We start from the raw sequence: 26,908 nt of genomic DNA on the forward strand, positions 1-26,908 counted from the left end.
GCGGACAACGAGGGGGGAAGACATGAAGCAGGACAGTGCGCGGACATTAGCCCCGGCGCGACAGGGTGTCGCCCAAGCCAAGGCAGGCGCGAGCCTGGGGCTGCTCTTGGCGCTGGTGTCGGCGTTCTCGTTCGGGGTTTCCGGCCCGTTCGCCAAGGCGCTGCTGGACCTGGGCTGGACGCCGAGCGCGGCGGTGTTAGTGCGGATCAGCGGTGCGGCCCTCGTGCTCCTGCTGCTGGTCGTGACCACTCAGCGGGGTTACTGGCGGGCGGTTCGCGCGGACGCCTCGCCGATCCTGCTCTGCGGCGCGCTGGCGATGGCGGGCGTGCAGGTGTGCTATTTCAGCGCGGTGCAGCACCTGCCGGTGAGCGTGGCGCTGCTGCTGGAGTACCTGGCGCCGACGCTGGTGGTGGTGTGGGTCTGGCTGGTGCGCGGTCGACGGCCCTCGGTGATGACTCTGGTCGGTGGCGGCGTCGCGCTCATGGGTCTCGGCCTCGTGGTCAACGTCTTCTCCGGAGCCGACCTGCAGTGGGCGGGCCTGTTGTGGGGCTTGGGCTCGGCGGTGTGTCAGGCGTGCTATTTCCTGGTGGCGGACCGCGCGGACACCAGGACGAATCCGGTCACGTTCACCGCAGCCAGCACCGCGGTCGCCGCCGTGGTCGTGGCGCTGTTGGGGCTGCTGGGCGTCCTACGGATCAGCTTTCCCGCCGCGCCCGGCCCGCTCTCCGTCGGCGGCGTCGACACCCATTGGCTGGTGCCCGCGTTGGTGCTGGTCCTGGTCTCCGGGGTGTCGGCGTACCTCACCGGCATCATGGCGATCGCCCGCCTCGGCGCCACCCGTGCCTCGCTGGTGGCGCTTTCGGAGGTGGTCTTCGCCGCACTGGTGGCCTGGCTGTTGCTGGCCGAGTCGCCCACCGTCTGGCAAGCCGTCGGCGGTGGGCTCATTCTCACCGGGATCACCCTGTCCAGGAGCGGCGACGAGCGACAGGCGGGGTAGCCGTGCTCGCCGCCTACATCGACCGGCTGGGCTCGGCAACGGAGATCCGCTTCGGCCCGGTGCCCGAGCCGAAGCCGGGACCTACCGATGTCCTGGTCGAGGTCATCGCCACCCCGGTCAACCCGGTCGACACCTTCATCAGGTCCGGGGTCTTCGCGACCCCGATGGACTTCCCGTTCGTCCTCGGCCGCGACCTCGTCGGCAGGGTGGCCGAGAGCAGGGCCGGGTTCGGCGAGGGTGAACTGGTGTGGTGCAACAGCCTCGGGCATGGCGGACGCCAGGGCGCGGCGGCCGAACGGGCCGTGGTGCCTGCCGAACGCCTGTACCGGCTGCCCGCGGGAGTCGATCCGGTCGAGGCGGCAGCGGTTGTCCACCCGGGCGCCACGGCGTACCTGGCCCTGTTCACCCACGGTGGCCTGCGTCCCGGTGAGACTGTCCTGGTCCTCGGCGGCGGTGGCAACGTGGGCGGCGCGCTCATCACGTTCGCTGTCGAGGCGGGCGCCAGGGTGATCGCCACGGCTTCCCCCAGCGACCTCGACTACTGTCGCTCGCTCGGCGCCGCGGAAGTCTTCGACTACCGCGACCCGGTGACGGCGAACCGGCTGCGTGACCTCGGCGGCGTCGACCTGCACGTGGACACCTTCGGCTCCAACGACCTCGATCTGGCGACGGACCTTCTGGCCTTCCGCGGCCGGGTGGTGCTGCTGGCGGGCGCGCGGAGTACCCCGGTGCTGCCCGCGGGCAGGCTGTACATGAAGGACTGCTCGATCCGCGGCTTCGTCATCTCCCACGCGACCACCGCGGAGCTCGCCGAGTCGGCGGCGGCGCTCAACAGGCTGATGGCCGCCGGGCGGCTACGCCCCAAGGCCGTGGAGCGATTGCCGCTCACCTCGGCGGCCTCGGTCCACGCGCGGCTGGAAAGGGGTGAGTTCCGCGGCAGACGAGCCGTGCTGCTCCCGTGATGATCTCGACGCCCGCCTGGTTGGGCGACGTCTTCCGCGAAGAATGGCAGGGTTTTCAGCGTCCGCGCGGCGAAGATTCAGCGGGCGCACAGTGATTTCCGCGTAGGGCACGTCACCTCGACGAGGTAATCGCCGAGCGTCGCCTTTTTCCGCGAGCGATCGATGTCGCCGATTCCCGGGGTCTCCCCGGGCGGAGCGAGTGTGCTCTTATCGCCTCGCCCGGGGAGACATTCCTCATGCGGTCGACTGGACCAGATTGGGCCGCAGGAGCGCGCCCGCCAAATCTCGCAGCATGGCCGCGCCGTCCTCGGTAAGCACCGATTCGGCGTGGAATTGCACCGATTGGAACGTCGGTCCGCTCAGCGCGTGCACCTCACCGGTGACCGGGTCGCGGCTGATGGCCACCTCGCCGTCCGGGCCGTCGAGCACGTCCACCGCGGACTTGGCCGCGAAGCTGTTGTAGAAGCCGACCCGCACTCGGCGGTTGAACAGGTCGATCTCCTTGCTCACGCCTTGGTTCGGCGGGGTGAGGGGCACTAGGTCCAGCCCAAGCAGCGCGCAGAGCACTTGGTGGCTCAGGCAGACAGCCAGGAAGGGGCGCCGCTCGGCGAGCAGCCGGGTGATTGCCGCGACCAAGTGCGCGATCTTGGGATCTTCCCGCCTGCGCGGGTCACCAGGCCCCGGGCCCATCAGGACCAGGTCGTAGCCGTCCATGCCGTAGTTATGGTCGAACCTGGTCACCGTCACCGACAGGCCAGCGGACCGCAGCTGACAGGCGATCATCGCGGTGAACGTGTCCTCGGCGTCGACCACCAGCACCCGCTTGCCCATGAGCTGCGACGAGCTCACCGCCCGATCGGACTCCCTGGCCAGCCAGAACCGTGAGATCCGATCGTTGCGCCCGGCCAGAGCGCGGTGGACCGCGGGATGCTGGGCGAACCCGATCGCCGGAGTTCTGTCCAGCGCCGCGAGCAGTCCCGCGGCCTTCGCCCTGGTCTCTTCGGCCTCCGAACCGGGGTCGGAGTGCCTGACCAGGGTGGCGCCGACGGCGATCCGCAGATGGCCCGCGCGGTCGATCTCGGCCGTGCGGATGAGGATCGCCGAGTCCAGCGCGTGCCCGCCCCTGCCGTCGCGGCCCAGCAGGGCCACCACGCCGCTGTAGTAGCCACGCCCGTCCGGCTCGTACCGGTCGATGACCCTGCTCGCGCTTTCCAGCGGGCTGCCGACAACGGTCGGCGCGAACATCGTCTCACGCAGGATATGCCGGGGATCGCAGGCAGTCCGACCCTCGATCAGGTACTCGGTGTGAGCGAGGCGAGTCATCTCCTTGAGGAACGGTCCGACGACCCGCCCGCCATCCGGGCAGATCCTCGCCATCATCTTCAGTTCCTCGTCCACGACCATGTAGAGCTCGTCGGACTCCTTGCGATCGGCGATGAACCGCAACACGTCGTCCAAGCTGGGACCGGTCGCCGGGTAGCGATAGGTGCCGCTGATCGGGTTCATGACGGCGCGACCGTCGAGGACACTGACATGCCGCTCAGGGCTCGCGCCGACGAAAGTGCGGTCGCCGGTGTGCACGATGAATGTCCAGTAGGCGCCGGACTCGGCGTGCAGCAGCCGCCGGAAGAACGCCAGGGCGGAGGCCGCGGAGTAGTCGGTGACCTCGGCGACGAAGCGGCGTTTGAGGACGAAGTTGGCGCCCGCGCCCGCGGCGATCTCCTCGTCGAGGATGCGCTCGGCCAACCTGGAATACTGCTCGTCGTCCAAGTCGTAGTGCCTGCCCGCCAGGGTGATGGGCTTGTCCGGCACCTGAGCCAGCACCTCGCTGACCGGCAGTGTCGCTTGCTCGCGCACGGACAGCGTGAGCAGGGGGCTGCCGTCCTCCGCGTTGGCGTACCCGCGCTCCGCGATCTGCCGGTAGGGGACGAGAACGAGGACGTCGTGGCGTGCGGGCCCGTCCGGGACCGGGAGCGCGATGTCAGCCAGGGTTGGCGCCGTCGCGACATCGCCGACAAGCACGTCCACCACGCCGGGGCCCGCCGTCTCCGGGCGGTGCAGCAGTGCGAATGACGGCGGGTCGGCGGCGAGCACCTGCTCCAGCAGTGCGTTCATCCCGCCGCCTCCACGACGAGCGCTTGCGACGCGAGCGCGTCGGTGAGGCGGTCGGTGGTCCCGACGAACGCGCACCTGGCCGCGGCGTATTCCAGGGCCATGCGGTGCTCGGCAGCGCTGAAGTCGGCTACCGCGTCGGCGGCCAGAAAAGCCTGGATGTCGTAGGTGAACGCGTCGCAGGCGGTCATGAGGACGCCCACGTGGGCATAGACTCCGCAGAGGATCAGTTGGTCGCGGCCACAGCGGCGCATCCGCTCCAGCAGGTCGCTGCGATAGAAGGCGCTGTAGCGCCACTTGGTGAGCACCCAGTCGCCTTCGGCGGGCCGCAGTGGGGCCACGATTTCACGGTCCTCTGGCACGCTCCGCATGCCCGCGCCCCAGAAGTCCTTGAGTAGGCCCCGGTCGGCCTCGGTCATCCGTCCCGGTTGCGCTGTGTAGGCAACCGGGACGCCTAAGCGTGCGCAGGTCTTCCGCAGCCGGGTGGCGTTGCGCAGCAACGATCCGCCCGGCTCGGCCGACTCCGGAAACGGGCTCAAGAAGTACCGCTGCATGTCGTGGATCAGCAAGACAGCCCGGCGCGGGTTCGGCTCCCAGTCCGCGGTGTTGCGCGGCACGCTGTCGGCGCCTGGCATCGGATACGGTGTGATATCGGCGAAATCGGTCAGCACCTTGTTCTCCTGCCCTTGTGGGAGTTCTCCAGACGACAGGTCAGACGCCGAGGGTGGCGCCGCCGTCGACGGTGAGGTCGTGCATCGTGATGTGCGAAGCCTGGTCGGATAGCAGGAAGACCACTGCGTCGGCGATATCGGCGGGCTTGGCCAGCTTGCCCAGCGGGATACCGACGCGGAACTTCTCCAACGCCCCCACCAGCGTTTCGCGCCTGCCGTTCGCGTCGGTCCACAGTTGCCGCAGCATCGGGGTGTCGGTGGAGCCTGGGGCCACCACGTTGCACCGGATGCCGTGCCGGGCCAGTTCCAGGCCCAGGCATTTGGTGTACATGGTGGCCGCGGCCTTCGAGGCGGCGTAGGCGGCCATGCCCGCGCGCGGGGTGGCCGCCGCGTTCGAGGCCACGGTGACGATCGCGCCGCGTCCGCGCTCGACCATGCGCGGGGCCAGCGCGCGGCAGACGTGGAAGACCCCGTCCACGTTGACCGCGAAGGTGTCGCGCCACTCCTGGTCGGTGATCGCGCTTGCCGGGCCTGGTCGCAGCACACCCGCAGCGTTGACCAGAAACTCCAGCGGGCCGAGCGTCCGCTCGGCCCGCTCTACGACATCCTCGACCGACCGCCCGCACGAGACGTCGGCGGGGAAGGCGGTCAAGGCGAGACCTGCCTGGGTGAAGGTGTCCACCTCAGCCCGCAACCGCTCGGCGTCCCGGTCGACGGCGGCGACCGCCACCCCTCGCCGGGCGAGCGCGGCGGCCACCTCCGCGCCGATCCCACCCGCGGCGCCGGTCACCAGCGCGCTCCGACCACGCATGTCCATTAGATTGTTCCCCCTCGCGAGAATGCGCGCCCCGCGTAATGCGCCGCGCGCTAAGCAGCACCTGCCATTCGGGCATAGAAATCCCGAACAGCCCGGTGTGACAAAGCGCACAATCGAAAGCCTCAGCCCCAGTTTCGCTTGGCATGCCAAAAAGTGGACATCCCGCGAATTCATCCGACAATGTACGCATCGCCATCTTGGGTGTCAACCGCCCGAGTCCCGTCACTCGGGACGGAAAGCCGTTGCGCCGTTCGGGTAAGCCTGGTTGCCCGGGGCCGATCAAGTCCAGCACGATGAGAGCATGGGGAGTCAGGAAATCGAGAAGAAGCCGTTATTCGTCTTGCGGGCCGACCTGCCCATAGCGCGTGATCCGCTGGCGCTGTACGCCATCATCAGCGACCTTCCCCGCTCGGGCGAGTGGAGTCCGGAGTGCCGAGGGGGCGAGTGGATCTCCGGCCGCCCCGGTGAAAAGGGCTCGGTGTTCCTCGGCCGCAACCAACGCGCCCAGGACGTGGTCGCCTGGGCTCCGGTCGTGCGCGGCGAATGGCACACCCGCGCCGAGGTGATCACCGCTGAGCCTGGCCGCTCGTTCCGCTGGTCCATGTTGGACAGTGCGGGCCGCAGGCAGGAAAGTGTGTGGGCCTTCGACATCACCGAGGCCGCTGGTGGCAGCGTGCTCGCGCACAGCTTCCACATGGGCGCCCCCACCGAGGGCATCAGGGGCATCACCGCCGAGATGGACGCCGCCGCGGAGCAGCGCTTCTTCGCCGAGTGGGCGGACAAGGTGCGCGGCGACCTCGCCGTCACCCTCGCCAGGGTCAAGGACATCGCTGAGCGGCCCTGAGCCCGAGGATCACCACTGGCATGCGAAGCGGGCCGCGCGGCGCCCGATCGGGCTGTCTCGCTCGTCCGCCATCATTGAACTCACGACCTGGGGACTTCCAATGTTTTTGCAGCGTATCGGCAACCGCGGCATGCGGCTGGGAGAGTTATTCGACCGGGCGGCTGCCAAGCATCCGACCACTCCCGTGATCATCGACCACGACCTCGACGTCGCCGCCGATCGCGGCCGGAGACTGACTGTCGCTGAACTCGCCGAGATCGTCGCCGATCTGTCCGCCCGGCTGTGGGCCGCTTCCGTGCGCCCCGGCCAGCGGGTGGTCGTGTACAAGTCGAACAACTTCGACATCGTGCTGCTCGCCTGCGCGGTCGCCCGGATCGGGGCCGTCCCGGTATTGCTCTCCCCGCACCTCGACGGGAAGACCGCGGCTGAGTTGGTGCGCCGCGCCGACCAGCCTCACCTGGTGACCGACCGTGCCAAACTCGACGCCGAGTTGCCCGCCGAGTTGCAGGCATCGACCCTCATTCTGGTCGGCGAGGGGGAACACCCAGCGGCGCGGCCATTGCGGGCGTATGACGGCGCCCCATCGGTGGAGCCGGTGGTCATGCCCGCCGACCACCCGGCGCTGGTCACCCACACCTCCGGCACCACCGGGATTCCCAAGATGGCCGTGCACACCCGGCGCAGCCTGCAGGCGCGGTACCGGCCGCAGGCGGTCGGAGTGGCCATGGTGCCCAAACGCGAGACTGTCGCCATCCACGTCTCGTTCGTGCACTCCCGTATGTACAGTGCGCTCACATTGGCGCTGATGCGCGGCTTCCCGGTGCTTGTGCTGTCTGATCCCGACCAGGACAGGGTTGGGGACCTGTTCCGCACCTTCCGGCCGGGGATCATCGAGGCACACCCCAACTCGTTCATGGGCTGGGAGCCGCTCGCGGACGACCCCCGAGAGCCCTTCGCGGGCGTCAAGTACTTCAGCAGCACCTTCGACGCCATCCACCCACGCACCATCGACCGACTGCTGGCCGCCTCACGACGCCGGTTCCCCATCTTCGCCCAGCTTTACGGCCAGAGCGAGACCGGGCCAATCGTCGCCCGTTCCTACACCGCACGGCGGCCCAAGGACTCCGATGGACGCTGCGTCGGCATCCCCTTCCCCGGCATGACCAGCGTGCGGGTGGTGAGTCGCGACGGCAGACCACCCACAAAGGAGTCTCCCGGCTACATCGAGGTCCGCAGTGACGGCCGCGCGGTGACCTACCTCGGCGAGCAGGAGCGCTACGACCGCATGGTCGACGGCGACTGGTGGCGGATGGGTGATGTCGGCTACCGGACCAAATGGGGTTGCCTGCACCTGCTCGACCGCGAGGTCGACCTCATCGAGGGCTTCGGCAGCACGCTCGCCGCCGAGGACACCCTGCTGGCGCGTATGCCGCAGCTCACCGAGGTGGTGATCGTGCAAAGCGCGGACGGGGCCCCGCTGCCGGTGGTGTGCACCCGCGATGACCAACCGCTGGACTTGACCGCATGGCGCGCGGCCGCGGCCGGATTGCCCCCCATGCGCGAACCGGTGCATCGCAAACTCGGCGAACTTCCGCATACGGCGACCGAAAAGATCAAGCGGCTCGAACTGGCCCGGCTGTTGGCCAGGAGCGGCGACGCGTGAGCATGACCGGCCTGCGGAATGGAGACATTCCACCGCTGCCATGACACGCAGGGACGGTGCCGCTCGCCGAGTTCGGTCCTCAGTGGACCGCTGGGCGGGCGGCGCCGATCCACCAGCGCCTGCTTCATCATGATCTGCCCTAAGCAATTGACTTGCTGAGCACCTTGCGCACTTGACCGGCGACTCGCGCCGAGCGGCGGCCGGGTTACTCGATTGATCGCGGGGGTGAGGCTGGTGGCACGTCAGCCGGAGGCGTTCACGCGGTCGTTGGAGCCAGCGGAGGCGCAGCGGCTGGTCAAGATCACGAGATTGGCCCGCGGTGCTACGGCTGCGGCGGCCCGCAATCGTGCTGGCGTCGGCGCAGGGCCGGTCCCGCGGGTGAGACGGCGGTGATGGTCGCCGCGACGGAAGGGTGAGCGTGGGAGGTGATCCACGCGTTCAATGACCCCGGTTCGCGGCGTTGTCCCTCAACCACTCGCCCGCCGACGGACGGGTGATCTGTCCGCGACCGCAAACGTTGGCGGCAGTTCCCCGACTTCGATAAGCGACTTCGCCGCCGCTTCCCCGCCGGGAAGCTCTACCTGATCTGCGACAACTACGGTCCTCAGGGCAAAGCCGAACACTCATGGGAGAGCCCGGACGCAGCGCTGTGAGTGCGGTCGTCGGCTAGCGATCCTTAGTCGGGAATCCGAGCACCGATGCCGACATCGAAGATCGAGCTCTACGCCGTGATCCCCGTGCGGGTATGTCGGGTCAGCTTCCATCGGAAGCGGGCACCCGAGCGGGAGTTGGTCAGCCGTTGTCACGGCGGTCGGCCGCGGACGGCGCCGCCCTGCCAAGCGGGCGAGGCCAAGGAGCGGGACAGGCGGGGGCGGCGATGATCACAGCATGGCGAGCAGGCGGGGTGACGGTCCGGGTTGGTCGCGGCCGGTGCTGGTGATTGTGTTGCCGGTGGTGGCCGCCGCTATCGCGGTGGTGGTGTTTAGGCGCTGCTGATGCGCAAACCCCGACGGGCGGTTGGAGATGATCCGCACGGTGTTGGCAGTGGGCGGGGACAGGCGCGGTGATGACGATGGTGCTGGCGTTGGCGGCGGCAGTGGTTCACCGAGCACGACGAGGCCGAGCGCCAGTTGACCGAGCTGCATGGTGAGGGAGCGGCAGGAGTTCCCGGGCGGTTTCGACTTCGGGTGCAGTTGGGCGCCCGATTCAGCAGTGTCCTTTATAGACTACAACAACCTCGTTATCCGCCGCGCCCACACGTACACGTCCAGCTCGTCATCGACCACCACATGCACCCCACCAGACTTGCGCCCGTGCGCCTCCGCCCCGCACAACCCCTTCTGATCGATCAACTCCCCGGTCACACCGCGCACCACATCCGGGCCCGTCACGAACACCCGACCCGCCGGAGACATCGCAACTGGGCCAGACGGACCCGCGGATCGCGGAAGTCGAGCTCATGGGAGACCGCGTCACGAATCGTCATGGAGGTCATCAAGGTGCTCCTCACAGTGCGTGGTCTCGGTTGATCACCGCTGTCACCGTCCAGGAACGAAGCTCACCCGTCCACGACGATGAGATTCGCGGTCACCGACGGTCATAACTGCACAAGCTGCTTGATGGATTGGAGATCCTGAGATGGCGTCAGTGTCCGAACGGGTGCCGGTCGACTTCTGGTTCGACCCGCTGTGCCCGTGGTCGTGGATCGCCTCCCGGTGGCTGCTGGAGGTCGAACGCATCCGGCCGGTCGAGCCGAGGTGGCATGTGATGAGCTGGTCGGTGCTCAACGAGGGCCGCGATCTGCCCGCCGAGCACCAGGAGATCGTGCGGCAGGGCTGGGGTCCCTCCCGGGTGGCCATCGCCGCGGAGCAGATCCACGGCAACAAGGTCCTCGGACCGCTCTACACCGCGTTCGGCACGCGGTTCCAGCACCAGGGCCGGATGCTCGACCGAACCGCGATCCTGGAGTCCCTCGACGAGGCGGGCCTGCCCGCCGACCTGGCCGACGCCGCCGACGTCGAGGACTATGACGGTGCCCTGTGGGCCTCGCACCACGACGGGATGGGCCGGGTCGGCTACGAGGTCGGCACCCCGATCATCTCCGTGCGCGGCATCGCCTTCTTCGGTCCCGTCGTCTCGCCGATCCCGCGCGGTGAGGACGCGGGCAAGCTCTACGACGGCCTGCTGCTCGTCGCGGGCACCGACGGGTTCTTCGAGCTCAAGCGGAGCCGCACCCGGCCGCCAATCATCCAGTGAGCGCTCCCGGGGAGCGGCGAGCCGAACCCGCCGCTCCCCGGGGTCAGGCTCCGAGCAGGTCATCGATCAGGATCGGGACCCGACGCACCCGGACCCCCGTCGCGTGGTGCACCGCGTTGGCGATGGCGGCGGGCATGCCCACGATCCCCATCTCCCCCACGCCACCCTTGGCGCCAAGGGCGTTCACCAGGTCATCGGTTTCCTCGACGGTCTCTACCACGACTTCGGGGATGTCCGCGTTCGCGGCGATGTGGTAGCCGCCGAGGTCGGTGTTGACGAATCGGGCGCGGGCGGGGTCGACCACCGTCTTCTCCATCAGCGCGTGGCCCGCCGCCCAGATCATCCCGCCCATCAGCAGGCTGCGGGTGATCCGCGGGTTGATCACCTTGCCGACGCCGAACACGCCGACCATCCGGCCCAGCCGGACGCGCCGGGTGACCGGATCGACCCGGACCTCGACGAAGTTCGCCCCATAGCTGAACACCACGTGGTCCGGACCCATCGGTCCGGTGATGGTGAACGCGCCGTCCTCCAGCGCCGCCCTGGCCAATTGCGGCGGCAGGTTGGGTGGGATGTAGCGGTGCTCGACGGTCAGCACGCGCCCGGGTGTCGCGGCCACGACCGCGGCCACCGACACCTCGCCACCGCCGGACGCCCGCGCGACGCCGTCGGCGACGGTGACCGCGGCCGGGTCGACGCCGAGGTGGCGTGCCGCCGCCTCGATCACCTGCTCGCGCAGCCGCAGGCCCGCGCCGTGGACAGCGGAGCCGACCGTGGCGGTCGTGGACGAGGCCGCGGTCGCCAACCCGCGCGGCAGATCGCTGTCGCCGAGCGCCACCCGCACCTCGTCGCCGCGCAGCCCGACCGCTGCCGCGGCGATCTGCGCGAGCGAGGTGTAGGTGCCCGTGCCCAGGTCCTGGGTCGCCACCTCGACCAGCGCCCTGCCGTCGGCGCCCAGGGTCAGCCTGCTGTCGCACACGCCGCCCTCGAACACGGGGTAGCTCGCGCTCGCGCAGCCCCAGCCAACCAGATCGCCGTTCGGAGCCCGCATCGACGCGGTGCCGTGGTCACGCTCGTCCCAGCCGAAGATCTCCGCGCCCCGCCGGTAGCACTGCACAAGCGACCGACTGCTGTAGGGCAGCCCGTGCACCGGCTCCTTGTCCGGCTCGTTGCGCAGCCGCAGCAGCACCGGGTCCATGCCGAGCGCGACGGCAAGTTCGTCGATCGCGCTCTCCAGGGCGAACTCCTGCGGGAACTCCAGCGGACCGCGCATGAATCCGGGGGTGTTCACATCGACCTGCACGATGCTCTCCCGCGTGCGGATGCCGGAGAAGGCGTACATGCGCGCGGTGGTGTCGGTTCCCGGCATAGCCAGGACGTCGCTCCTGGACGACTGCGTCACCACTTCGTGCTGGTAGGCGGTCATCCTGCCCTCGCGCGTCGCACCGAGCTTGAGCGTGTGGCGCGACTCCGGTCGGAACGAGCCGACGGTGAACATCTGCCTGCGGGTGATGAACAGCTTCACCGGGGCGCCCAGCCTGCGCGAGGCCTCCGCGGTGAACACGGTGTGCCACAGGGTCGCGCCCTTGCAGCCAAATCCGCCGCCCACATAGGGATTGACGACGCGGACGTCTTCCTCAGCCATGCCGAGCACGCTCGCCAGCGCGAAGCGCTCGCCGGTGACCCACTGGCTCGGCACGTGCACCTCCAGCGTGCCGTCCGGCTTGGCGATGGCGGTGACGTTGAACAACTCGATCGGGTTGTGGTGGTTGACCGAGGTCCGGTACTCCTGCTCGATGACCACGTCCGACCGGCTCAGCTCGCCTGCCACGTCGCCTGCCTCGACGCCGTGCAGTTCGATCGCGTGCGCGCCGATGGCGGCCGCGTCGTCGAGGTTGACGACCGCGGGCTCGGCCGCGCACTCGATCCGGATGAGCGAGGCGGCCCGCTCGGCTGCTTCCGGTGTGTCGGCCACGGTCAGCGCGACGATCTGGCCCGCGTAGCGAATCTCGTCGGAGGCCAGCGGGTTGAAGCTGGTCTGGAACTGCCCGCCCAGCACCGGGACGAGGAACCGGCCCTCGCCGATCCGCCCGTCGAGGTTGCGGTGGGTGAGGACCAGCCGCACGCCGGGGACCCGCTCCGCGGCACGCACATCGATGGCGGTCACCCGGCCGCGGGAGACCACGCTCGTGGTGAGCGCGGCATACAGCACGCCGTCGACGGTGTGGTCGGCCGCGTACCGCGCGGCGCCGGTCACCTTCGCGACCGCGTCCGCGCGGACCGTGGGCTCGCCCAGGATCCGGCTCATCGCTGTTCCCCCTTGTTGTCCGCGGCGGCGTTGGCGAGCACACACGCCTGTTGGACCACCCTCGGCCCGAGCGCGACCTTCACCGCGTTGTCGCGGCGCGGAACGGCTGCGGCGAAGGCCGCCCGGCCCGCGGCGAGCGCGGTGTCGGCGGTGAACGGCTCGCCAACCAGTTCGGCCTCCGCCGCGAGGCTGCGCCAGGGGCGGGTGGCGACCCCGCCGAGGCCGACCCTGGCCTCGGCGACGATGCCGTCCTCGACGCGCAGGCCCACCGCCGCCGAGGCGATGGCGAAGGCGAATCCGGCCCGGTCGGCGACCTTGACGTAGGCCGACCCGCGGACCATGGGCGTGACGGGCACGGTCACGGCTGTCACGATCTCCCCTTCGCGCAGGTTGGTCTCCAGGTCGGGCCGGTCGCCGACGTCGCGGTGCAGTTCGGCGAATGGGAGGGTGCGCGTGCCGTCAGCGGAGACCAGTTCGACATCGGCGCCGAACGCGGCGAGCGCGACGGCGAAGTCCCCCGGATAGACCGCGATGCAGGATTCGGTGCCGCCGAACACCGCGTGCTCGCGGTGCGGCCCGTTGAGCGCGGCGCACCCGGTCCCCGGCTCGCGCTTGTTGCACGCCGATGTGCCGTCCCGGAAGTAGGCGCAGCGGGTGCGCTGCAGCAGGTTGCCGCCGATGGTGGCCATGTTGCGAAGCTGCTGGGAGGCGGCCCTGCGCAGGCTCTCGGCCAGAGCCGGGTACCGCGTGCGGAGCGTGGCGTCGTCGGCCACGTCCGCCATCTTGGCCAGCGCGCCGAACCGCAGCGTGTCCCCGGAGGTGTCGAAGTGGTCGAGTTCCTTCACGCCGGTGATGTCCACGACGTGCTCGGGGGCGAGCACGTTGGACCGCATGAGGTCGACGAGCGTCGTGCCGCCCGCGAGGACCATCGCGCCACTTCGGCCGGTGACGGCGAGCGCCTCGGCAACGGTGTCCGCTCTGGAGTAGGTGAACGGTCGCACGGTCACACCCCTTCCGCGACGGAGCGGATAGCCGCGACGATGTTCGGGTAGGCCGCGCACCGACACAGGTTGCCGCTCATGTACTCGCGGACGTCGTCGTCGGAGGTGGCGTGCCCCTCGCGGACGCACGCCTCCGCGGACATGATCTGCCCCGGCGTGCAGAACCCGCACTGCAGGGCGTCCCAGTCGACGAATGCCTGCTGCAGCGGGTGCAGTTCGCCGTTCGCGCCGGTCAGTCCCTCGATGGTGCGGACGGAGCGGCCGTCGACGGTGACGGCCAGCGTCAGGCAGGACAGCACGCGGCGGCCGTCGATCTGCACCGTGCAGGCGCCGCAGGTGCCCTGGTTGCAGCCGACCTTGGTGCCGGTCAACTCCAGTCGCTCGCGCAGCAGGTCCAGCAGGGTGGTCCTCGGGTCGACGGCGACGGTGTGCGATGTCCCGTTGACGGCGAGGTTCACCGCGACGGCGTCGACCTGCTCGTCGGGCGCTGGTAACTCCGTGGTCGGGTCGAGAGTGTCCAAAGCTTGCTCCCCAGTCGTGTGCCGTGGAATACGGCAAGCCGCCAGCGCCGGGGTGGACCGGCGCTGGCGGGCGTTGCGTCATCGGTTCTAGGATGCCTCCGCCGGGACTGCCACCTCCGCGTGCTCCGAAGCGGACTTGCCCAGGGCGAACAGGCCGAGAGCGATGACCACGCCGATCGCGGCGATGACCACGCAGGACCAGAACGCGGCCTGGAAACCCTCGGTCAGCGCGGCCGGGCCCTCACCAGGGGTGAACGACACCGCGACCGAGGACACGATGGCCGCGCCGAGCGCGCCCCCGATCCAGAACGCGGCGCTGTTGATGCCCGACGCCAGACCAGCGTCGTCATCGGAGATGCCGCTGAGCGCGGCGATCGTGACCGACACGAAGCACGCTCCGACGCCCGCGCCGAACAGCAGCAGCCCCCAGAACAAATCGCCGAAGTAGGTGCCGTCCGGGGAGATCGTGGTCATCAGCAGGGAGCCGATGCCGAACAGGAGCATGCCGCCGAGCGCGACCGGGCGGTAGCCAAGTTTGCCGACGACGCTGCCGCCCACGTTGGCGGAGATGATGTCCATCAGCGCGTAGGCCAGCGTGCCGAGGCCGAACACCACCGCGCTGTAGAGCAGGACCTGCTGGGAGTACAGCGAGACGAGCACGTTGAAGCCCAACAGCAGCATTCCGACCAAAATCATCATCAGGTTGCCGCCGACCAGGGCGCGCGACTTGAAGATGCGCAGCGGCACCAGCGGCGCCGCGGAACGCTTCTCGATGAGCACGAAGGCGATCAGCAGCACGGCCGTACCGCCCAGCATGCCGAGCGTGCGGCCGCTGCCCCAGCCCGAGGCCGACGACTCGACCGTGGCGAAGATGAGCAGGACGAACGCGGCGGTGCTGGTGATCGCGCCCGGCACGTCGAAGGTGCGGCTGCCGACGAAGCCCTTGCTCTCCTTCAGCAGGGCCGGGGCGAGCAGCAGCAGCACGATCGCGATGGGGATGTTGATGAAGAAGATCCACTCCCAGCCGAGCAGATCGGTGAGCACGCCGCCGATCAACAGGGCCGCGGTGGCCCCGAAGGCGCCGGTGCCGGTCCAGATCGCGAGCGCCCGGTTGCGCTCGGGGCCCTCGTCGAAGGTGGTCATCAGCAGCGCGAGGGCGGTCGGGGACATGATCGCCGCCGAGACGCCCTGCAGGACGCGGGCGCCGACCAGGACGCCGCTGTGCCAGGCGAGGCCGCACAGCAGCGACGAGGTCAGGAACAGCACGATGCCGACGATGAACAGCCGCCGGTGTCCGAGCAGGTCGGCGACCCGGCCGCCGAGCATCAGCAGGCCGCCGAAGCTGAGCAGGTAGGCGCTGAGCACCCACTGCAGGCCCGCGACGGTGAAGCCGAGGTCAGTCTGGATGGACGGGAGGGCGAGGATCACGATCTGGCCGTCAAGGGCCACCATGAAGAACGCGGTGCACAGCAGCGCCAGTGCTTTCCACCGGCGAGGATCCGGCTGCGTGCCGGCCGCCGGATCGGCCCTGTTCGAGGAGAGGTCCGGTGTTGACTCAGTCATACTGAACATGACCGGCAGGCGCTCGGGAATTCATCGGTCCCGGACCGATGAGTTCATCCCGCCCGGGTTGTCTCAATAGGGGAAGGCGAGCGAGCGAAGAACCTGGGGAGCAGTGATGACGTGCCGCACAGAACCCATCTTGACCGCGCTCAGCGGCGCGCGGGTGCCGCAGTGATCGCCACCGCGCCCGACAGCGGGGACTTCGCCAGGCTGACCGACCCGTTCCGGCGCGAATTGCTGGCCCACTGCTGCCGCATGCTCGGCTCGGTGCACGACGCGGAAGACCTGGTGCAGGAGACGTATCTGCGGGCTTGGCGCTCCTACACCGACTTCGAGGGGCGCTCGTCGCTGCGCGCGTGGCTGTACCGGATCGCCACCAACGCCTGCCTGAACGCGATCGAGACCAGAGGCAGGCGGCCACTGCCCAGCGGGCTGGGCAGCCAGTCCACCGAGCCGGAGGGCGAGCCCGTCCCCGCCGCGGTGGAGCTGGCCTGGCTGCAGCCGATCACCGATGTGCTGTTCGGCACCGAGCCCCAAGACCCCGCCGCGGTGGTGCTCTCGCGGGAGAACATGCGTCTGGCCCTGGTCGCCGCGTGGCAGCACCTGCCCGCGCGGCAGCGCGCGGTGCTGATCCTGCGCGAGGTGCTGCACTGGCGGGCAGCGGAGGTGGCCGAACTGCTCGGCACGACCAGCGCCGCGGTCAACAGCATGCTCCAGCGCGCCCGCGGCCAGCTCGCGCAGGTGGCCCCCGCGGCCAACGAGGTCACCGCGCCCGCCGACCCGCGCCAGCGCGACCTGCTCGACCGGTACGTGATGGCCTTCGAGAACGCCGACCTCACCCTGCTCATGCAGTTGTTGACCGACGACGCCATTTGCGAGCTTCCGCCGGACCCGATCGGGCTTGCGGGCCGCGAGGAGATCACCCGGTTCCTGGCGACCGAGTGCCCCGCGTTCGGCACCTGCAAGCTGGTGCGCACCACATTCGAGGGCAAGCCAGCGTTCGCGACCTACCTGCTCGGCGAGGACGGCACGCACCAGGCGTACTCGGTGGAGGTGCTCACCCTCACCGAGTCCGGCATCGCCAGGATCGTCTCCTACCAGGACCCGACCCTGTTTCCCCGGCTCGGCCTGTCCGCCACGCTCATCGGCGACGGCACGTGACCGCCGTCGACGCGCTGGCCCTGTCCCTGGACGGGACCGGGCTGCTGAAACGGGCGCTGGGGTACGCGTTGGGCGCCGCCCAGCGGATCTCACCCGGCATGCTCGGCCTGCCGACGCCGTGCGCCGACTGGGACCTCCAGATGCTGCTGCGCCACGTCAACGACTCGCTCGACGCACTGCACCAGGGCATCACCGCGGGCTGTGTGAGCCTGACCGCGTCCGAGGAGCGCTCGATCGAGACCGACCTCATCGGCACCTTCCGGGCGATGGCGTGCAGGCTGCTGCGCACCTGCGCGGAGCTGTGCACGGCCGAGCAGGACGTGGTCTCGGTCGGCGACTGGCCAGTCTCCACCGCGATGGTCGCGGGCACCGGCGCGCTGGAACTCGCGGTGCACGGCTGGGACCTGGCCCAGTCCTGCGGGCATCCGCAGCCGATCCCCGACGAACTCGCGCTGGACCTGCTGCGGGCGACCCCGCTGATGGTCACCGGGGCCACCCGGCACGCGCTGTTCGCTCCCCCGGTCCGCATCACCTCTGCCCTGCCGGGTGACCGCTTGGTCGCCTTCCTCGGCCGCGACCCCGCGGCCTGGCGGTCCCGCTAGCGGCGTGCCACGACCGCGCCCCAACACCCCCGACCTCTCCGCCCCCCGCGCCCCAGCACGGGGCGGGAAGGTGGGGCTTGGTCGCGCCCCACGCCGCTGGCCTCGAACCAGTGTGGGCCCCGGGGCACCGGGGCCCACACTGGTGATCGGCTCCGCTCAGACGGTGGCGAACCGGTGTGCGGCGGGGAAATAGCCCGCCTCGACGAAGAACTCGATATAGCGGGCGAACAGGTCCCCGTCGATGGGCGGGCAGATGATGCCGGTGCCCGCGAGCGCCAGTTCGGTCTCCCGCACGTCGATGGCGGCCTGCCGGGCGTCACTGCCCGGGGCGGCGAGCGCCTCGAAGGCCTCCAGCAACGGCAGCATCGGGTTGTCCCGGTCCGAGGTGACCAACTCGCGCCAGGCGGCGTAGGGCTGCTCCTCGATCGGGTAGCCGAACGAGCGCAGGTGCTCGGCGAGATCCCCGAAGCCGACGTGGCGCTCGTTGTAGAGGTGGAACGTGCGCCCCGCGTTGGCCGGGTCCGCCGACAGCGCGACGATCGCCGCGCTCACGTAGTCGGCGGGCACCATATGGAAGCGCCCGCCGACGCCCGCGGGGACCGCGCCCGCCTGGAGCAGGCCCTTGAGGCTGAGCCAGACGAAGTCGCGGGTCTGGCAGGCGCCGTTGCGCTGGTCCCCGGAGACGACGTCGACCCGGTACACCGAAACCGGCAGACCGCGCTCGCGGGCCTGCCTGATGAGTTGCTCGGCCACCCACTTGCTGCGCAGGTAGCCGCTCGGCAGCGCCGCGGCCGGGCCGGTGGGGTCGTGCGGGGTCAGCGCCACCCCATCGGTGACCGGCTCGGCGAACACGCCGGTGGTGGACACATGATGCACCGGGACCGTGCGGTGGCGCGCCGCTAGGCGCAGCACCTCCTCGGTGCCGGTCACGTTCGCCGCCTTGAGCGCCGAGTACGGGTAGAGCCAGTTGACTGTGGCCCCCGCGTGGTAGACCACGTCGACGGTCTCGGCCAGTTTGTCGAACGCGGCCTCGGTCAGGCCGAGCCGCGGTTCGGCGAGGTCGCCCGCCACGACGGACAGCCGGTCGAGATCCACCTCGTCGAGCACCTTGTACCAGCGCAGGCTCTCCAGCAGTCGTTCCCGCGCGTGCGCCGTGTCAGAGCCGCGCACGAGGCAGTGGACGGTCGCGGTCGTGGCGCGCATCAGGTCGCGCAGCAGGAACCCGCCCACGAAGCCGCTGGCTCCGGTGAGGAGGATCTCGCGGGGGCCGCCGGTCACGACGCTGGGTTCGCCTGGCCCGCTGTGCTCGATTGGCTGGATGTCGTCGGCGAGCATACTGTCGGCGGCGTAGTCGGTCTCGCCGTCTGATTCGGGCAGCGCCGCCAGCAGTCGGTCGCGCAGGTACCCGGCGAGCCTGCCGGGCGTGGGGTGGTCGAACACCACGGTCACCGGTAGCCGCAGCCCCGACGCGGCGATGAGCCGATTGCGAAGTTCGACCGAGGTGAGCGAGTCGAAACCCAGTTCGAGCAGTGGGGCGGCGGGGTCGATGCCCGCCCCGTCGGCGCGGCCGAGCACCGCGGCGATCTCCGCGCGGACCAGGTCAAGCACGAACGCCGCCTGCTTCACCTCGGTCAGCGCCACCAGGCTCGCGGCCAACGCGTCCCCGCCGGTCGCGGTGTTGACCGCCGCCCGACGCGGGGTGGTGCGGGCCAGAGCGCTGAGCAGCACTGGAACCGGTCCGCCCGGTTCCCGCAGCACCGCCAGGTCCATCGGGGTGGCCACCACCGCAGGCAGCCCGAGCCGGACCGCGGCGTCCAGCATCGCCGGGCCGCGCCCGGTCTCCACCAGGAGGAAGCCGGAGCGGGCGATCCGCTTGCGGTCGGCGTCCTCAAGCTGCCCGGTCATCCCGCTCTCCTGAGCCCACAGCCCCCACGCGACCGACGTCGCGGGCAGGCCGTTGGCCACCCGGTGGCGTGCGAGCGCGTCCAGGAACGTGTTGGCCGCGGCGTAGTTGCCCTGCCCCGGGCCGCCGACGACGCCCGCGATCGAGGAGAACAGGACGAACGCCGTCAGAGGCCGGTCGATGGTCAACTCGTGCAGGTTCCACGCCGCGTCCACCTTGGGCAGCAGCACCCGGTCGACCTGCTGCGGGGTCAGCGAGTCGATGACCCCGTCGTCGGACACGCCCGCCGTGTGCACGATCGCGCTGACCGGGTGCTCGGCGAGCACGGCGGCCAACGCGTCGCGGTCCGCCGCGTCGCAGGCAACGACGGTGACCCTGGCGCCCGCCTCAACGAGGTCTGCCCGCAACCGGGCCGCGCCGGGGGCGTCCGGGCCGCGCCTGCTCAACAGCAGCAGGTCCGACACGCCGTGCTCACGCACGAGGTGGTGGGCGAACAACGCGCCCAGCGAGCCGGTGCCGCCGGTGATGAGGACGGCGCCGTCACCCGCCCAGGACCCGGACGGTCCGGCGGGCGCGCGGCCGAGCCGGGGCGCCAGCAGGCGGCCCGCCCGGAGCGCGAGTTGGGGTTCGCCCGCGGCCAAGACCGACGGGAGGACCGCGGCGATGGCGTCGGGCTGGCGGCGGGTGTCGGTGTCGGTGTCGAGCAGGACGATGCGGTCCGGGTACTCCGACTGCGCGGAGCGGAGCAGCCCCCACGCGGCGGCGGCGCCGAGGTCGGTGACGTCCTCGCCGCCGACGGACGCCGAGCCCCTGGTGACCACGACGAGCGTGCTGTCGGCGAACCGCTCGTCGGCCAACCACTCCCGGAGCACGCCGAGCACCCTGTGCACCCCGTCACGGACCGGTCCGGACTCCTGCCACGGCAGGACCACGGCGTCGAGCCCGCGTTCGGCCTGCTCGCCGAGCACGCCCCAGCGGACCGGGGCGGTGGTGGCCGTGGCCAGCGGGACCCAGTCGACGGTGAACAGCGAGTCGCGGATCTCCTGGTCGGGTTCGTCGGCCTCGACCGGGCGGGCGGCCAGCGAGTCCACGACGGCGACGGGTCGCCCGGAGAGGTCGTCCAGGCGCGCCGAGAAGGTGTCGGCGTCCAAGCGGGTGAGCCTCACCCGCAGCGCGGTCGCCCCGGTGGCCAGCACCCGCACGCCGTGCCATTGCGTCACGTCCGCGTCGACGGCTGAGCGCAAGGCGGCGTCGAGCAGCGCGGGATGCAGCCGGAACCCGTCCGTCGTGGTCTGCTCCGGCAACGCGACCTCGGTGAACACCTCCGCGCCGCGTTGCCAGCCGCCCTCGACCGGGGTCGAGCCGGGCGGCGGCCACTCCCCCTGCTCGGCCGGGCCGCTCGGCGCGCGCAGGCTCAGGACGCCGCGCGCGTGCGAGGACCAAGTGGCGTCGGGATCGTCCGGGCGGGCGTGGACGGTGACCGCGCGGCGGTTCTCCCCGTCCGGGGCACTCACCCGGACCTGGACGTGCACGGCACCGCGCTCGGGCAGCGCCAACGGGACCACGCTCAACTCGTCGAGCGCCGTGCAGCCGAACTCGTCGCCAGCGCTCACCGCCAGTTCCACGAAGGCGGCCGCAGGCAGGGTCCGGCGCCCGGCCAACCAGGGGTGCGTCCGCGCGGACAGCTTGGCGGTGAAGAAGACCTCCTCGCCGCCCGCGACAGTGAGCGGAACGCCCAGCAGCGGGTGCGCGGCGTCCGCGGCCGAGTCCGGTCTCGGCTCGATCCAATGCCGCTCGCGTTGGAACGGATAGGTCGGCAGGTCGACGGATCGACCGCCGCTGCCCGCGAAGAACGTGCTCCAGTCCACCGCGACGCCCGCGGTGAACAGCCGCGCGAGCGCGTCAACGAGCGTCTCGATCTCCTGGTCGTCCTTGCGCGAGACCGCGATGGTCTCGACGTCGTCCACGCACCCGGCGACCAGGCCGGACAGCACGGCGTCCGGACCGACCTCGACGAAGGTCCGCACGCCGAGCCCGACCAGGGTCGCCACGGTGTCGGAAAACCGGACGGCGCCGCGCACCTGCCGCGCCCAGTAGTCCGGGGTCAGCAGGTCGTCGTCGCCCACGCGGCCGGTCAGCGTCGACACCAGCGGGATCGCGGGCCGGGTGAAGGCCACCCGCGCGGCGACCTCGCGGTACGGGTCGAGCATGGCGTCGGTGTGCGGCGAGTGCGACGCTCGGCTCACCTCCAGCCGCTTGGTCCGCCGCGCACGCGCGACCAGATCCGACACGACCGAAAGCACCACGTCCTCGTCGCCGGAGATCACGACCGAGGTGGGGCCGTTCACCCCGGCGATCGAGACCCGGTCATCCATTCCGGCGACCAGGGCCGCGACCTCCTGCTCCGTCGCCTCGACCGCGACCATCGCGCCGTCGCCGCGCAGTCCCTGCATCAGCCTGCCCCGCTCCGCGACGAGCAGGGCGGCGTCCGGCAGCGACAGCATGCCCGCCACGTGCGCGGCCGAGATCTCGCCGATGGAGTGGCCCGCGACGTGGTCCGGTCGCACGCCCCAGGACTCCAGCAGCCGGAACAGCGCCACCTCGATCGCGAAGAGGGCGGGCTGGGTGAAGTCGGTGCGGTCGAGCAGGTCGGCGTCGTCGAAGACGACCCCGCGCAGCGAGCGCCCGAGCAGCGGGTCGAACTCGGCGCAGATCGCGTCGAACGCCGCCGCGTAGACCGGGTACCCCTCGTACAGCGCCCGGCCCATGCCGACGCGCTGCGCGCCTTGGCCGGTGAACAGGAACGCCACCTTGCCCTCGCGTGGCGTGGTCGGGACCACCGACCGCAGTCGCTCGACCAGGGCGTCCCGGTCGGACCCGACCACCGCGGCGCGGTGCTCCAGGTGTGCGCGGCCGGTGGCGAGGGTGCGACCGACGTCGAGTGGGTCCGCCGCCGACTCTGCGACGTGGGCGGCGAGATCCGCCACCCGTGCGGCCAGCGCCTCGGCCGTCCGCGCCGAGAGGATCCAGGGCACCACCGGCGTCGCCGTGGCATTCGGCGGCGGGGCGTCGACCGGGGGCGCCTGCTCAAGGATGGTGTGCGCGTTGGTCCCGCTGACCCCGAACGAGGACACCGCCGCGCGTCTCGGCCGGTCCACCGATGGCCACGGCCTGGTCTCGGTCAGCAGTTCGACCCCGCCGCTGGCCCAGTCGACAAACGGGTTGGGCGCGTCCACGTGCAATGTCTTGGGCAGCACGGCGTGCCGCAGCGCCATGACCATCTTGATCACGCCGCCCACGCCTGCGGCCGCCACCGTGTGGCCGATGTTGGATTTGAGCGAGCCCAGCCACAGCGGCCTGTCCGCAGGCCGGTTGCGCCCGTAGGTGGCCAGCAGCGCGTTGGCCTCGATCGGGTCGCCGAGCCGAGTGCCGGTCCCGTGCGCCTCGACCACGTCCACGTCCGAGGTGGTGAGCCCGGCCGTGGCGAGGGCCTGGGTGATGACCCGTTCCTGTGAGGGGCCGTTCGGCGCGGTGAAGCCGTTGGAAGCGCCGTCCTGGTTGATCGCGCTGCCGCGCACCAGCGCGAGCACCCGGTGCCCGTTGCGCCGGGCGTCGGATAGCCGCTCCAGCAGCACGAATCCGACGCCTTCTGACCAGCCGGTGCCATCCGCGGCCGCGGCGAAGGACTTGCATCGGCCGTCGGCGGACAGGCCGCGCTGCCGGGAGAAGTCCACGAACCCGCCGGGCGCGCCGTTGACGGTGGAGCCGCCTGCCAGCGCGAGCGTCGACTCGCCCTCGCGCAGCGATCGCGCGGCCAAGTGCAAAGCGACCAACGACGACGAGCACGCGGTGTCGATGGTGACCGCGGGCCCCTCGAAGCCGAAGAAGTACGACACGCGCCCGGACGCGACGCTGCCGAGCCTGCCGGTGGTGAGGTAGCCCTCCAGTTCCCTTGGGCCCTCCAGCCCGAGGTAGGTCTGCCCGGCCACGCCCGCGAACACCCCGGTCTTGCTGCCGCGCAGCCCAGTCGGATCGATGCCCGCCCGTTCGAACAGCTCCCACGCGGTCTCCAACATGAGCCGGTGCTGCGGGTCCATCGACTGGGCCTCACGCGGCGAGATGCCGAAGAACTCCGCGTCGAACTCGGTGGCTCCGTCGACGAACCCGCCTTCCTTGGTGTAGCTCTTGCCCAGCACGCCGGGCTCGGGGTCGTAGATGGCGTCGGTGTCCCAGCCGCGGTCTTCCGGGAACTCGGTGATGCCGTCGCGGCCCTCGGAGACCAGACGCCACAGGTCCTCCGGCGAGTGGACGCCGCCGGGATACCGGCAGGCCATGCCGACGATCGCGATCGGCTCCTGCCCGGCGGATTCCAGCTCCGCGAGGCGGTGTCGGGTCTTCTGCAGGTCGGCCGTCACCCACTTGAGGTATTCGGCCAGTTTCTCCTCGTTGGACATGGATTCCTTCCGGTGTCACGGATCGCGGCGGGCCTGGTCAGCTCGCGGCGCGGCCGAGTTCGTTGTCGATGAAGGCGAGGATCTCGGCGGTCGAGGCCGATTCGAGCGCGGTCGGGTCCGGCCCGGCTTGCGCCGACTCGACCTGCCGCCACTGGGCGGCGATGGCGCGCAGGCGGGCGGCGATCGTGTCGCGGGCGTCGTCGTCGTCGGGGACGGCGGCGAGTGCCCCCTGCAGTCGGTCCAGCTCGTCGAGCACGACCAGCCCGGCAGACGCGGGCGCCAGACCCGCGAGCAGGTAGGCGGTGAGCGCGGCGGGCGTCGGATGGTCGAACACCACCGTGGCGGTCAGTGTGCGGCCGACCGCGGCGCCGAGGCGGTTGCGCAGTTCGACCGCGGTGAGCGAGTCGAACCCCAGGTCCTGGAACGGGTGCTCGGCCTCGATCGCGGCGGCGTCACCGCGGCCGAGCACGGCCGCGACCTCGGCGCGGACCACGTCGAGGACGTGCGCCCGCTGCTCGGCCTCAGTTAGGCCCGCGACGCGGTCGGCCAAGGTGAAGGACTCCGCCGGACCGCCCGCCGGGACCTCGCGCCGGGCGGGCAGCCGGATGAGTCCGCGCAGCAAGTGTGGAACCCGCCCGCTCGCCCGCACCGCGGCCAAGTCCACCGGCGCCGCGGTGACCGCGGGCTCCCCGAGCCGCAGTGCGGCGTCGAGCAGCGCCATGCCGACCTCTGGGGTGATCGGCACGGCGCCATCCCGACCGAAGCGCCGATCGGCCGCCTTCTGCCCGGTCTCCCAGGGACCCCAGGCGATCGCGGTGGCGGGCAGTCCCTCGGCGCGTCGCCGCTGGGCCAGCGCGTCGAGGACGGCGCAAGCGGCCGACTGGTTGGCCTGCCCCGCGCTGCCGAACGTGCCCGCCACTGCGGAGAACAGCACGAACGCTGTCAGGTCCAGGTCCCTGGTGAGCTCGTGCAGGTGCCAGGCCGCCTCGGCCTTGGGTCCCAGCACCCGGTCCACGCGCTCGGGTGTCATCGCCGAAAGCACGCCGTCGTCAGATCCACCCGCCGCGTGGACGACGCCAGTCAGCGGGTGCGCGGCCGGAATTGTGGCGATGACCTCGGCCAGCGCGTCGCGGTCGGCCACGTCGCACGCCGCGACGGTGACCGCGGCGCCCGCGGCGACGAGGCTGTCGCGCAGGTCGCCTGCCCCTGGCGCGGCGAGTCCTCGCGTGCCGACCAGCAGCAGGTGCGAGACGCCGTGCTCGGCGACGAGGTGCCGGGCGACGGCTCCGCCGAGCGCCCCCGTGCCACCGGTCACCAGGACGGTGCCGCCCGGCCGCCACGGCAGGGACCAGACGTTCGGCGGAAGCTCAGTGCGCGCCAGTCTGGGCACCAGCACGGCGGCTCCACGAATCGCGCCCTGCGGCTCGCCGCTCGCCACAAGCGCGGCGAGCGCCGCCATCGGCGGGCGTCCATCGGTGTCGACCAGGACGATCCGACCGGGCGACTCCGCCTGCGCGGAGCGCACCAGCCCCCACACCGCGGCGGCGGCCAGGTCCGGCGACTCGCCGCCGACCGCAACCCCGCCGCTGGTCATGATCACCAACGGGATGCCCGCGAGCCGATCGTCGGCCAGCAACTCCTGCAGGACGGGGATCATCTCGTGGCTCGCGTGGCGAACTGTGCCGCCCATGGCAGGCACCAGAACGGCGTCGATGTCATCGGCGGACTTGGCCACCGCGGCCACGGTGGCCGACCGGTCCATCTCCGACAGTCCCGGCGAGTCGGTGTCGCTCAGCAGGCCCCAGCGCAGGGCGGGGACCGGACCGGACTGCGGCAACGCGGACCAGTCGAGGCGGAACAGGGAACGTGGCACGGTGACCGGCCCGTCCTGTGGCCGCGCGTAGGTGAGGGCCTCGACGGTCGCGACGGGCAGCCCGGACTCATCGGTGAGCCAGACCGCGACGTCGCCGTCCGCGGCGGCGGTGGACCGCACCCGGACGACCGAAGCGCCGACAGCGTGCAGGCGCACGCCCCGCCAGCGGGTGGGCGCCAAGTGCACAGCGGGGGCGGCGGCGCGGACGGCGGCGTCCAGCAGCGTCGGGTGCAGACCGAACGCCGCGCCGTCGTCGGCGGACTCGACCAGGTCGCCCGCGGTCCGCGGCGGCTCCGGCACCGAGAAGGTCGGGTCCTCCGCACGCAGGCGGCCCTGGGCGTGCAGGGTCCAGTCACCGTCCTCATCCGCCCTGGCGTGCACAGTGATCGTCCGCCCGCCGTCCCCGTCGACCGGGCCGAGTGCCGCTTGAAGGTGGATCGCGCCGTGCTCGGGGACGCCGAGCGGCGCGGTGACCGACAGGTCGTCGAGCACGCTCAGGCCGACCTCGTCGCCCGCCCGGATGGCGAGTTCCACGAACGCCGCGGCGGGCACCGTCGGGTGCTCCGCGAGCCACGGGTGGACGCGAGATGACAAGCGGCTGGTGAACAGCACCCCGTCTCCGCCCGCGACCGGCACGGCCGCGCCCAATAGCGGGTGACCGGTGGGGTTGGCCGCCACGTCGGCCGAGGCGCCCGCGGCCAGCCAGTACGTCTCGCGCCGGAACGGGTAGGTGGGCAGCGGCGTCCGGCTCGCGCCGGTTCCGGCGAAGAACGCCCGCCAGTCGACCGGGACGCCGTGGGCGTGCAACTCCGCGATGCCTGCGACCAGGGTCTGCGCCTCGGCGGCGCCCCTGCGCATCAGCGCGACCACGGCGGGGTCGTCCAGGACCTCCCCGGTCAGCGCCGAGAGCACCCGGTCGGGCCCGAGTTCGACGAAGGTCCGCACGCCTTGGTCCGCCATGGTCCGCACGGCGTCGGCGAACCGGACCGGCTGCCGCACCTGCCCAACCCAATACCCGGGATCGCCGAGCACATCGCCCACGACGAGTTTGCCGGTCACCGTCGACACCAACGGAATCCGCGGCGGCGCGAACGTCACAGTCTCAGCCACCCGCCGGTAATCCTCAAGCATGGCATCCATACGCGGCGAATGAAACGCATGACTCACCCTCAACCGCTTCACCCCACGCCCAGCAGCCAC

The 26,908-nt window shown here is 71.1% G+C and carries 17 protein-coding genes; 7 read left to right on the plus strand and 10 right to left on the minus strand.

The features are described from left to right. The first annotated feature begins 22 nt into the window (after window positions 1-22). Complete coding sequence (locus tag ACZ6SD_RS13790; RefSeq protein ID WP_465317280.1) at window positions 23-997, plus strand: DMT family transporter; 975 nt, start codon at window positions 23-25, stop codon at window positions 995-997. Window positions 998-999: 2 nt separating this feature from the next. Then, window positions 1,000-1,959, plus strand: a complete 960-nt coding sequence (locus ACZ6SD_RS13795) for an NADPH:quinone reductase (protein WP_465317281.1) — start codon at window positions 1,000-1,002, stop codon at window positions 1,957-1,959. Between the two features lie 234 nt (window positions 1,960-2,193). On the opposite strand, the gene ACZ6SD_RS13800 is transcribed toward ACZ6SD_RS13795, so the two are convergent. Genes ACZ6SD_RS13800 through ACZ6SD_RS13810 form a run of 3 tightly spaced genes read right to left on the minus strand, consistent with a single transcriptional unit; the run spans window position 2,194 to window position 5,553 of the window. After that, a complete protein-coding gene (locus ACZ6SD_RS13800; protein WP_465317282.1) occupies window positions 2,194-4,074 on the minus strand; it encodes an anthranilate synthase family protein in 1,881 nt (626 codons plus the stop codon). Continuing rightward, entirely contained in the window at window positions 4,071-4,742 is a 672-nt protein-coding gene (locus ACZ6SD_RS13805) for an isochorismatase family protein (protein WP_465317283.1), read from the minus strand. Before ACZ6SD_RS13805 ends, ACZ6SD_RS13800 begins: the two co-directional genes overlap by 4 nt. A gap of 40 nt (window positions 4,743-4,782) precedes the next feature. Then, a complete protein-coding gene (locus ACZ6SD_RS13810; RefSeq protein ID WP_465317284.1) occupies window positions 4,783-5,553 on the minus strand; it encodes a 2,3-dihydro-2,3-dihydroxybenzoate dehydrogenase in 771 nt (256 codons plus the stop codon). Window positions 5,554-5,860: 307 nt separating this feature from the next. On the opposite strand from ACZ6SD_RS13810, the gene ACZ6SD_RS13815 reads away from it, so the two are divergent. Then, a complete protein-coding gene (locus ACZ6SD_RS13815) occupies window positions 5,861-6,403 on the plus strand; it encodes an SRPBCC family protein (protein ID WP_465317285.1) in 543 nt (180 codons plus the stop codon). 100 nt (window positions 6,404-6,503) lie between these two features. Beyond that, entirely contained in the window at window positions 6,504-8,066 is a 1,563-nt protein-coding gene (locus tag ACZ6SD_RS13820; protein WP_465317286.1) for a class I adenylate-forming enzyme family protein, read from the plus strand. Window positions 8,067-9,292: 1,226 nt separating this feature from the next. Here ACZ6SD_RS13820 and ACZ6SD_RS13825 read toward each other — a convergent pair. Continuing rightward, window positions 9,293-9,481, minus strand: coding sequence for a carboxyl transferase domain-containing protein (locus ACZ6SD_RS13825; protein ID WP_465317287.1), 189 nt, complete (start codon window positions 9,479-9,481; stop codon window positions 9,293-9,295). 223 nt (window positions 9,482-9,704) lie between these two features. Here ACZ6SD_RS13825 and ACZ6SD_RS13830 point away from each other — a divergent pair, with 223 nt between their 5' ends. Further along, on the plus strand, window positions 9,705-10,322 hold the full coding sequence (locus ACZ6SD_RS13830) for a mycothiol-dependent nitroreductase Rv2466c family protein (protein WP_465317288.1): 618 nt from the start codon (window positions 9,705-9,707) through the stop codon (window positions 10,320-10,322). A 43-nt stretch (window positions 10,323-10,365) separates the two neighbouring features. Here the strand turns inward: ACZ6SD_RS13830 and ACZ6SD_RS13835 are convergent, their stop codons facing one another. From ACZ6SD_RS13835 to ACZ6SD_RS13850, 4 genes are all read right to left on the minus strand, one after another. Beyond that, window positions 10,366-12,630: a xanthine dehydrogenase family protein molybdopterin-binding subunit gene (locus ACZ6SD_RS13835; protein ID WP_465317289.1), complete on the minus strand. Its 2,265-nt coding sequence runs from the start codon at window positions 12,628-12,630 to the stop codon at window positions 10,366-10,368. Next, window positions 12,627-13,637 carry an FAD binding domain-containing protein gene (locus ACZ6SD_RS13840; RefSeq protein ID WP_465317290.1) on the minus strand — a complete coding sequence of 337 codons (1,011 nt, stop codon included), beginning with the start codon at window positions 13,635-13,637 and terminating at the stop codon, window positions 12,627-12,629. Before ACZ6SD_RS13840 ends, ACZ6SD_RS13835 begins: the two co-directional genes overlap by 4 nt. Continuing rightward, window positions 13,634-14,089: a (2Fe-2S)-binding protein gene (locus tag ACZ6SD_RS13845; protein WP_465317299.1), complete on the minus strand. Its 456-nt coding sequence runs from the start codon at window positions 14,087-14,089 to the stop codon at window positions 13,634-13,636. Before ACZ6SD_RS13845 ends, ACZ6SD_RS13840 begins: the two co-directional genes overlap by 4 nt. Before the next feature lie 150 nt (window positions 14,090-14,239). Next, on the minus strand, window positions 14,240-15,715 hold the full coding sequence (locus tag ACZ6SD_RS13850; protein ID WP_465317291.1) for an MFS transporter: 1,476 nt from the start codon (window positions 15,713-15,715) through the stop codon (window positions 14,240-14,242). 171 nt (window positions 15,716-15,886) lie between these two features. Here ACZ6SD_RS13850 and ACZ6SD_RS13855 point away from each other — a divergent pair, with 171 nt between their 5' ends. Beyond that, window positions 15,887-16,876, plus strand: a complete 990-nt coding sequence (locus tag ACZ6SD_RS13855; RefSeq protein ID WP_465317292.1) for a sigma-70 family RNA polymerase sigma factor — start codon at window positions 15,887-15,889, stop codon at window positions 16,874-16,876. Further along, window positions 16,873-17,478 carry a maleylpyruvate isomerase N-terminal domain-containing protein gene (locus ACZ6SD_RS13860; protein ID WP_465317300.1) on the plus strand — a complete coding sequence of 202 codons (606 nt, stop codon included), beginning with the start codon at window positions 16,873-16,875 and terminating at the stop codon, window positions 17,476-17,478. Before ACZ6SD_RS13855 ends, ACZ6SD_RS13860 begins: the two co-directional genes overlap by 4 nt. 156 nt (window positions 17,479-17,634) lie before the next feature. Here the strand turns inward: ACZ6SD_RS13860 and ACZ6SD_RS13865 are convergent, their stop codons facing one another. Together ACZ6SD_RS13865 and ACZ6SD_RS13870 are read right to left on the minus strand one after the other, a co-directional pair. Next, window positions 17,635-23,835 carry a thioester reductase domain-containing protein gene (locus tag ACZ6SD_RS13865; RefSeq protein ID WP_465317293.1) on the minus strand — a complete coding sequence of 2,067 codons (6,201 nt, stop codon included), beginning with the start codon at window positions 23,833-23,835 and terminating at the stop codon, window positions 17,635-17,637. 37 nt (window positions 23,836-23,872) lie between these two features. Then, window positions 23,873-26,908 carry a type I polyketide synthase gene (locus ACZ6SD_RS13870; protein WP_465317294.1) on the minus strand — a complete coding sequence of 1,012 codons (3,036 nt, stop codon included), beginning with the start codon at window positions 26,906-26,908 and terminating at the stop codon, window positions 23,873-23,875.

The organism is Actinokineospora sp. NPDC051303, assembly GCF_055586285.1.

What these genes read in the sequence shown, in the direction of transcription:
- ACZ6SD_RS13830 (WP_465317288.1), top strand. Translation starts at nt 9,705, where the DNA reads ATGGCGTCAGTGTCCGAACGGGTGCCGGTCGACTTCTGGTTCGACCCG.
- ACZ6SD_RS13850 (WP_465317291.1), bottom strand. Translation starts at nt 15,715, where the DNA reads ATGACTGAGTCAACACCGGACCTCTCCTCGAACAGGGCCGATCCGGCG.
- ACZ6SD_RS13815 (WP_465317285.1), top strand. Translation starts at nt 5,861, where the DNA reads ATGGGGAGTCAGGAAATCGAGAAGAAGCCGTTATTCGTCTTGCGGGCC.
- ACZ6SD_RS13835 (WP_465317289.1), bottom strand. Translation starts at nt 12,630, where the DNA reads ATGAGCCGGATCCTGGGCGAGCCCACGGTCCGCGCGGACGCGGTCGCG.
- ACZ6SD_RS13825 (WP_465317287.1), bottom strand. Translation starts at nt 9,481, where the DNA reads ATGTCTCCGGCGGGTCGGGTGTTCGTGACGGGCCCGGATGTGGTGCGC.
- ACZ6SD_RS13820 (WP_465317286.1), top strand. Translation starts at nt 6,504, where the DNA reads ATGTTTTTGCAGCGTATCGGCAACCGCGGCATGCGGCTGGGAGAGTTA.
- ACZ6SD_RS13865 (WP_465317293.1), bottom strand. Translation starts at nt 23,835, where the DNA reads ATGTCCAACGAGGAGAAACTGGCCGAATACCTCAAGTGGGTGACGGCC.
- ACZ6SD_RS13800 (WP_465317282.1), bottom strand. Translation starts at nt 4,074, where the DNA reads ATGAACGCACTGCTGGAGCAGGTGCTCGCCGCCGACCCGCCGTCATTC.
- ACZ6SD_RS13810 (WP_465317284.1), bottom strand. Translation starts at nt 5,553, where the DNA reads ATGCGTGGTCGGAGCGCGCTGGTGACCGGCGCCGCGGGTGGGATCGGC.
- ACZ6SD_RS13790 (WP_465317280.1), top strand. Translation starts at nt 23, where the DNA reads ATGAAGCAGGACAGTGCGCGGACATTAGCCCCGGCGCGACAGGGTGTC.